The organism is Dendronalium phyllosphericum CENA369 (genome assembly GCF_016056275.1).
GTDB lineage: Bacteria > Cyanobacteriota > Cyanobacteriia > Cyanobacteriales > Nostocaceae > Dendronalium > Dendronalium phyllosphericum.
The window spans coordinates 1-8,502 of the sequence record NZ_JAECZA010000127.1; the positions used below are offsets into that span (position 1 = coordinate 1).

Annotated in this window: 6 protein-coding genes; 4 read left to right on the top strand and 2 right to left on the bottom strand. The window is 40.7% G+C overall.

The window, feature by feature from the left end:
• Positions 1-2,045, bottom strand: a 2,045-nt coding sequence (locus tag I8752_RS20410) for a GAF domain-containing protein (protein ID WP_214434123.1), incomplete at its 3' end; no start/stop codon positions are given.
• 700 nt (positions 2,046-2,745) lie between these two features.
• Between I8752_RS20410 and I8752_RS20415 the strand changes: the two genes are divergently transcribed.
• Together I8752_RS20415 and I8752_RS20420 are read left to right on the top strand one after the other, a co-directional pair.
• Positions 2,746-2,994, top strand: a complete 249-nt coding sequence (locus tag I8752_RS20415) for a hypothetical protein (protein ID WP_214434124.1) — start codon at positions 2,746-2,748, stop codon at positions 2,992-2,994.
• Between the two features lie 49 nt (positions 2,995-3,043).
• Positions 3,044-3,316 (top strand): Mo-dependent nitrogenase C-terminal domain-containing protein, encoded by a 273-nt coding sequence (locus I8752_RS20420; RefSeq protein WP_214434125.1) that lies wholly within the window; start codon positions 3,044-3,046, stop codon positions 3,314-3,316.
• 31 nt (positions 3,317-3,347) lie between these two features.
• Here the strand turns inward: I8752_RS20420 and I8752_RS20425 are convergent, their stop codons facing one another.
• A complete protein-coding gene (locus I8752_RS20425) occupies positions 3,348-4,346 on the bottom strand; it encodes a glycerophosphodiester phosphodiesterase (protein WP_214434126.1) in 999 nt (332 codons plus the stop codon).
• A gap of 414 nt (positions 4,347-4,760) precedes the next feature.
• Here I8752_RS20425 and ligA point away from each other — a divergent pair, with 414 nt between their 5' ends.
• Positions 4,761-6,794: an NAD-dependent DNA ligase LigA gene (gene ligA, locus I8752_RS20430; RefSeq protein ID WP_214434127.1), complete on the top strand. Its 2,034-nt coding sequence runs from the start codon at positions 4,761-4,763 to the stop codon at positions 6,792-6,794.
• Between the two features lie 399 nt (positions 6,795-7,193).
• Positions 7,194-8,372 carry a GNAT family N-acetyltransferase gene (locus tag I8752_RS20435; RefSeq protein WP_214434128.1) on the top strand — a complete coding sequence of 393 codons (1,179 nt, stop codon included), beginning with the start codon at positions 7,194-7,196 and terminating at the stop codon, positions 8,370-8,372.
• Positions 8,373-8,502 lie beyond the last annotated feature (130 nt).

Genomic DNA, 8,502 nt, shown 5'->3' on the forward strand with positions numbered 1-8,502 from the left:
CCCTGCTCCCCTGCTCCCCTGCTCCCCTGCTCCCCTAAATAACCAATTTCTACCCATAGCTCTGCTTTATCGTTGTATTTCAAAGCATTGCCAATCAAGTTACTGAAGACTTCGTTAACGAGAACTGGATCGCACTGAACCGTTGGTAAAGGTCGGGGAATGCGAATATCAATAAGCTCTGAGTCTTGCCGACTAGCATGAAAAACATCAATTACTTGCTTGAGCAATTCATTGAGATTAATTTCTTGCTTTCGCAATTGTGCTTGTCCTAACTGCGACAGTCGCAGCAGCGCATTTATCAAAGTTTCCATTCGCACGGACAAGGAAACTACTGTCTGCAAATAATCAACTCCGTCATCATCTAGGATTTCGCCGTAGTCTTCTAACAACACTGTCGAGAAGTTATAGATGCCGCGCAAAGGTTCTTTGAGGTCGTGGGAAGCAGCATAGGCAAAGGAAGCTAGTTCTCTGTTGCTGCGCTCTAACTCTAGGTTGATTTTGGCTAACTCATCCGCTTTAGAAAGTACAATACCGACGATCGCATTCTTCAAAGCTAAGGCACTGTCAATTTCACACTGTTTCCAAGGTAAGGAAGTTAATTGAACTGATTCTTGCCAACTCTCAAAAGACTTTCGCGGGCAAAGAGTAACGCTACCATCTGCCTCAACTTGAATGGATTCGTTAGGATTACCTGCCCAATTTACGGTTTGGATGACTTCAGGGCGAAACCAAAGGATGTAATATCGCAGAACTTGAGAAATCCGCAATAGTAGCAAGCCACTGGCAGTCTGTTTGAATGCAATAGCCTCTGGGTAAAGCTTCGGTAGAGAATCGCTCACAAATAAATTGTCATTAACATGGGTGTCTGCCCATTCAATTAGCGCTTGCACTCGCTCGATATCTGGTGTTGCTCCCACAAGTGTAATTTCATCATTCAAACAAACTACTGCTCCAGAAGCACCGACTAAATCCAGCAAGCGGATTTCTGGTTTGATTAGGGCATCGATAAAATTATCTGCTTGGGAAATAGACTCTATAAACTCCGACTGTAGCGATTTGAGTTTTACTTTATAGTCCAATTCTGATTGACTGACTTTGTGCGCTAACTCTAACGACACAATCCTTCCTAAAAACTCGCATATATTCCGCATTTCATAAGGAATATGCTTTGGTGTTTCATGATGACAAGCAATTAATCCCCAAAGTTGCTGTTTTTGAAGGAGCGAAATCACTAAAAAAGCTCTCACTCCCATATTTTGATGATATTCCGCGCAACACGAATCACAACTCCTGAGTATAGATAAGCTTAAGTCGAGAGGTTGTTGTGTTATGGGATTGTCAATTGGGACTAGCTTAACGGGTTGAGCCGTTAAATCGGGGACAAATCGAAGCAAGCAGCGTTTATATAGTTCTCTTGACTGCTGGGGAATATCTGTAGCGGGATAGTGGAGTCCTAAATATGGTGATAAATCTTCGCGTTTGGCTTCGCCAATTACCGAACCTGCTTGCTGTCGGTCAAATTGATAGACCATCACCCGGTCAAACCCTGTGATTTCTCGTAATTCTTCTGTTATTAGATGCAAGAACTCTGTCAGGTTTGATGTGTTTTGCATATTAGCGATCGCTTCACCTGCCAAAGCTTGAAAGCTCAAGAAACTCAACTCTGAGCTAGAGTCTGTCGGTTCTAGCTCAAGAATCACAGCTGCTTCTATACGGTGAACGATGCCGTCAAAGTATCGCTCACCATTCACAGTCATGATTGATACTTTAAAAACATTAATGCTACTAGTTTTTTTTACTAAATACTGCTCGATCGCTTCAACTTGTTGAGCGTCAAACAAGTAGCTCAATGGTTGACCGAGCAAATCTTCTGGTTCTTTGCTCAAGTATTCTTGGGTATTTTTGCTAACTTGCAGAATCTCTAGCTCGGTACTAAGTGCTAGTAGTAAGCCATGAGGTTGAATAGAGCCAGGTATGTGAATGGGTTTGAAATCGTGGTTAGTCAAAGAATTTGTTTTGGCAGCAATATCTTCAGGCTGGCTCATGAATCAACTGATGGAGAGCTGATTTTTATAAAAACGCAATTTAATTTCACATTTCTTCAAAGTATATCTTAAGTTGCGTAGACGTGGGGCAAAGGAGAAGGTTTACAGGTTTTAACCAATGTGACAATAGTGCAGCTTTTAGATAGGACGGCTGATTGCAGTCTGGAAGTCGCACGGATATCGACTTAATGCCAAATCATGGTTGAAGAAGCTCGATACCGCAATCAAAGCTATTTAAACTTTTAAACAAAAATAAGTAAAGTTTCTTGAAAGTTAGAAACAATTCACAATTTTCACCAAATAATCTTAATTAAAAACAGAGTAGTCACTTCTAATACAAACTTTAGAAAACTATAAATTCATCGTATTTACACCAAATGGTATTGTAAAAAAATCGAAAGGAATATTGAATTAAACTTACAATTAATTCTCAAGGGCGAAGATTATTAGAGTTTCATTCAACACAATAGAAGTATAGTAAATAGCTTCTAAATTAATCGGTCTTGCAAGTGAAAGCATGAATAACTGAAGAGAGCTTTAATTATTGCCCTTACTAGCTGTTACTTCAAAACTAATATTAACTTTAGGTATTTTCTAATTTCTAATGCATCTTGAGTATTAGCAAATTGTGTGTTTCTTTTCTATTTACTAATTGAATGCTTAATAAGCAGCAGAAAACACTCTATAAGGATGTAAACTTATGACTGGACAAATGTGCTGGCTCTCCACTTTCGGAAGTAATAGTGAATTGATTTTGCATTTAAGAACGTCAGTCGATCGACCTTGGCAACCTTATACAACTCGTCCAGAAGCTGTACAAGATTATGATATTCCTCACGGTTCTAAGGGATGGGCGACTTATCAGAAATTGCGTCAATCAGGTTGGACTTTAATTCCAACAGCACAAGCTCGAATCATGACATTCAAAGAAAATTTGAAAACGGCGTAATCTCTGGAAGTGATAAATCTCAATTATCTAATAAGTGGGGAGTGAAAAAATGTTAATTAAAACTCAAGCGATCGCCTATTATAATTTATTGGATTACTTACGTCAAAAACTTGATTCAATCGAAATTACTAATCCTAAAGTTGCTCAATTCTTTTGTTGGCTGATTCCATCTTGTTGCCCATTTGAACGGACTATCAAAGTTTTTGAGCGTCCAATCCTTTATATTCCACCATTGTGTAAGCTCAACCCACTTTACGAACAACTTGTTAGTATCCGTTTTCGTTCGCTCAATTACCTTGCAAATCAAAGTACTGAAATTTAATGTCTTTTATAGCTGTATAGCTGACTAAAATCTAAAATCTAAAGTCTAGAATTGCTTGTTTGGCTATATCTGGGTAATCGCTAAACACGCCATCAATACCTAAGCTAAAAAATAATTTATATTCCTCTTGGGGATTTCCTTGAAAATCTAGCGGTAAAAAAAAGTCCTCATTACGAAAAGTCCAGACATGAACTAATAAAGAAGCTATATGAGCATCCTTTACTAAAGAGGTCGGCGATCGTAATTTATTAATGTTATCTCTTGGAAGCAACAAGTTTTTATGAATACCAATCGCTTGTGCGTATTTAGCAATTTCTCTTAAACCTGACGCAGTTGCTAAGTCCGCATAGGTGCGCTCATCGCCATTCACAATAAAATCATAAGGTTGACCGCTGATGTTGAGTAATTGCACCAGCGGTAAATCAGTTTTTGTAGATAAAGCTTGTAAATTACTCACTTCAAAAGATTGAATGAAAACAGGTGCATTAGCTCCTCGATAATCGTTTGCTTGTAATATCTCTAATAAAGGTTCTTCTAAAGATAACCCAATAGATTTGAAGTAAGTTGGATGTTTAGTTTCTGGATAAATGCCAATATTACGCCCAATCTCTGCACTTTTCAACTTGGCTAAATCAATGATTTCTTGGAGTGTGGGAATCTCAAATAATCCATCATATTGAGTATTTTGAGTACGCATCAGGGGAATGCGTTCTTTGGCTCGTAGTGTTTTCAGTTCAGTAAGGGTAAAATCTTCTGTAAACCAACCATTTTTTGCTTCGCCATCAATTATTTTAGTAGTTTGAAGATGAGAAAATTCTGGATGATTAGCAACATCGGTTGTTTGGGAAATTTCATTTTCGTGACGAGCAATTAAAACACCATCTTTGGTTGAAACTAAATCTGGTTCGATGTAGTCAGTTCCTAAAGCGATCGCTAGTTCATAAGCAGCCAAAGTATGTTCTGGTCGATAGCCGCTAGCGCCTCGGTGGGCAATGATAATTGGGCGATCGCCTGTGAAAGTTTTAACCATAACTACACACACCATTTGTAATTTTGTTAGTTAAAAATTAAAGTTTAGTTTTAAAGATTCATTTTCCTACATAGGAAGAAACATCATATTAGAAATCAGAGGTTTCCCCGAATCTACGAAAACGGAAACTATCCAAGCTTACAAAGAAATTATCTTGATAGATAGGGCAACTGGTGATTAATTAGAAGAAGACACAGCACACGAAATATTAGGTCTACTGATGGATGTAACGATTCGCTTTAAATTGAGTAACCTAGATAAGTACGTTGTGTTTGTCTAAAATATCTCTGCTAATCTTGAAAATCTAACTTCTAACTCAGCACTCAGCACTCAGAACTCAGCACTCACAAAGCCTGCCTATGCAGGTTTCATCGTCTTTAAACTCTATTCTTTAAGTATTCAATTAAAAGTCTAATGATACAGATTCAGCCCGAAGTAAAGCGTGTAGAAGAACTGCGCCAGTTGTTGCAACAAGCTAGCTATGCATATTACGTGCTAGATGCACCAATCATGGAGGATGCAGTTTATGACCAGCTGTATCGGGAATTGCAACAGATGGAAACTCAGTATCCAGAATTAATCGCGCCGGATAGTCCCACTCAGCGCGTGGGTGAGAGACCAGCAACGCAGTTTACCTCGGTGCGGCATAACATTCCCCTGTACAGTTTAGAGAATGCCTTTAATGTTGATGAATTGCGAGTGTGGGAACAGCGTTGGCGGCGACAAGCACCAACAGTAGCTTCGGTAGAATACGTCTGTGAACTCAAAATTGATGGTTCTGCGATCGCTCTTACTTACCAAAATGGCATTCTAGTTAGGGGTGCAACTAGAGGTGATGGAGTGATGGGTGAAGATATTACCCAAAATGTCCGAACAATTCGCTCAATTCCGTTGCGCCTGAATTTAGCAGGTTTAGAAAACCTGGAAAAAATAGAAGTGCGGGGTGAGGCGTTTTTGCCTTTAGAAGTGTTTAAACAAATCAACGAGGAAAGGCAAAAAGCAGGCGAGCAGTTATTTGCCAATCCTCGCAACGCCGCAGCTGGTACGCTCAGACAATTAGACTCGCGCATTGTCGCTCGGCGACGGTTAGATTTCTTTGCCTATACGCTGCACATTCCTGGGATGGACGACGCGAGTATTTCTAATACGCAATGGGAAGCCTTGGAGTTGTTGCAGAAGATGGGTTTTCGGGTTAACCCTAATCATAAGCTGTGTGGCTCTCTACCAGAAGTAGCAGAATATTATAAATACTGGGATACGGAACGGCTAAATTTACCCTACATGACTGATGGGGTAGTGGTGAAGCTCAACTTATTTAAACTGCAAGAACAGCTAGGATTTACCCAGAAATTTCCTCGGTGGGCTGTGGCGTTGAAGTACCCAGCAGAAGAAGCACCGACGCGTGTAGAAAATATTGCCGTAAATGTCGGCAGAACAGGGGCGTTAACGCCCTTGGCAGAAATGCGCCCCGTGCAACTAGCAGGAACGACAGTTTCCCGTGCTACTTTACACAATAGCGATCGCATTGCTCAATTAGATATCCGCATTGGTGATACTGTCATTGTTCGCAAAGCTGGGGAAATTATCCCAGAAGTAGTACGGGTACTCCAAGAACTCCGACCTAGTGACACCGAACCTTTTGTCATGCCCACTCATTGCCCAGTTTGCGGTCAACTCGTGGTGCGAGAATCGGGTGAAGCGGTGACTAGGTGTGTCAATGCTTCTTGTGCGGCAATTCTCAAAGGCTCAATTGAACATTGGGTAAGTCGTGATGCTTTAGACATTAAAGGCGTGGGCGAAAAACTAGTGCATCAACTTGTTGATAAAGGTTCAGTACATTCCGTTGCTGATTTATATGAATTGACAAAAGAGAAATTATGTGAATTGGAACGGATGGGGGAAAAATCAGCGCAGAAATTAGTAGATGCGATCGCGCAATCGAAAAATCAACCTTGGTCAAGAGTATTGTATGGTTTAGGCATCCGTCACGTTGGCAGTGTGAATGCTCAATTATTGACGCAAAAGTATTTCACAGTAGAACAGTTGACGGCAGCAAAGCAGTCAGATATTGAAGGCATTTATGGTATCGGTGCTGAAATCGCTCAGTCTGTTTACCAATGGTTTCGCATTGATGCCAATCAAACTTTAATTGAACGTTTGCGAGTCGCAGGTTTACAATTTGCCGCCGCAGAAGAAACAACTATAAGTGATGGCAATCAAAAATTAGCAGGTAAAACCTTTGTAGTTACAGGTACTTTACCAACTTTAAAGCGAGACGAGGCAAAGGCATTAATTCAAAAAGCTGGTGGGAAAGTGACTGATTCAGTTAGTAAAAAAACTGATTATTTGGTTGTAGGAGAAGATGCCGGTTCTAAATTAGAAAAGGCGCAGGCGTTGGGAATTATTCAGTTAAATGAAGCACAATTATTGGAAATTTTGGAAAGTTAAGTGGATGTAGAAAAATCTCCGGCTAAGAGGCTGTTTGAAAAGTCCTTTTGTTGCTAGCAAAACGTTTTATACCAATTCACCAAAATCTTGATACACATGCAAGAATTTGTAGGGGCGTTCGCTCTTAGCGTTCCCGTTCGCCGTTAGGCGTTCTCGAAGAGTAGGGTACGGCTGTTCGCCCTGAGAAGTTGTTTGTCAAGTCTCAATTCATAGTTTGTGTAGTAGTGAATCAGTGAAATGCTAAAAGTACTGCGCGTTGTAGTATGATTGTATTTTCGTGTGACTAAAGTAAAAACGATGACACCAAATTGACAAAAGATGGATTGTTTTAAAAACAGGGGGAAAGATGGGAAATCCCCTGGATTGAGCTTTTTATGCGTGTCTTAATAACGAATGAGTATGATATCTAAATTTGAATACACTACACTTGCACCTACAGAAGATATTCAGCAACTAGGAAGTATCTTAGAACAGTGTTTTCTCATGGCAACTGGTGACAGTGAAACATACATTAACCGTGTTGGCTCAGAAAACTTTCGCGTTATCTATCGAGACAAGCAAGTTGCAGGTGGACTGGGAATTATCTCAATGGGTCAGTGGTGGGGAGGTCAACGCGTACCGATGGCAGGAATTGCCGCAGTGGGTATTGCTCCAGAATATCGCGGAGGTGGAGCGGCGATCGCATTAGTAAAGCATACCCTCCAAGAACTCCATACTCAAGAAGTACCTATTTCTGTTCTCTATCCAGCTACTCAACGGTTGTATCGGAAAGCAGGATACGAGCAAGCAGGCAGTTATTGCATTTGGGAAATTCCTACTGAAACTATCCAAGTGCGAGAGCAAACATTACCTCTACAATCTGTAGATGTCAGCAATCATCAAATCTTTCATGACCTATATCACCAGCAAGCAAAACTCATTCATGGGTATTTAGACCGCAATCAAGTTATTTGGCAAGCATTAATTCAACCAGACGGTCAAGAAACTGTCTATGGGTATTTAATAGGTAATAAAGAAAAACCTCAAGGCTACATTATCGTCAGCCAGCATTCAACAAAAGATGGGGCAATTCTGAAAGTGAGAGATTGGGTAATACTCACGGCTACTGCTGCCCAAACTTTCTGGTCTTTTGTAGCCAGTCATCGCTCCCAAATCGAAAAGGTACGCTGGAAGAGTTCTGTTATCGATTCTTTGACATTGCTACTACCAGAGCAAACTGCCAAAATCCACAGTCACGACCGTTGGATGTTACGAGTAATAGATGTAGTCAAAGCGCTAGAGATGCGGGGTTATCCACCAGGAATTCAAGCCGAACTACATTTGGCAGTTCAAGATGACTTACTAGTTGCCAACAACGGTAAATTTATTTTATCTGTCGCCAACGGCCGAGGTGAAGTCACAAAAGGCGGCAAAGGTGAATTTCAACTAGACATTAAAGAATTAGCACCACTATACACAAGCTTATTTACTCCCCAGCATTTGCAGCTAGTAGGAAAACTTAATGCTACAGAAACAGCCCTTTCAGCAGCCACGCAAATATTCGCAGGAGACTCGCCTTGGATGACAAATTTCTTTTAATTTGGGGACTGGAGACTGGGGACTGGTGATTGGGAATTGCTGATTGGGAATTGCTGATTGGTGATTGGGAATTGGGAATTTCACTCCCTCATCCCCCTCATCTCCCTCATCCCCCTCATCTCCCCCAGCT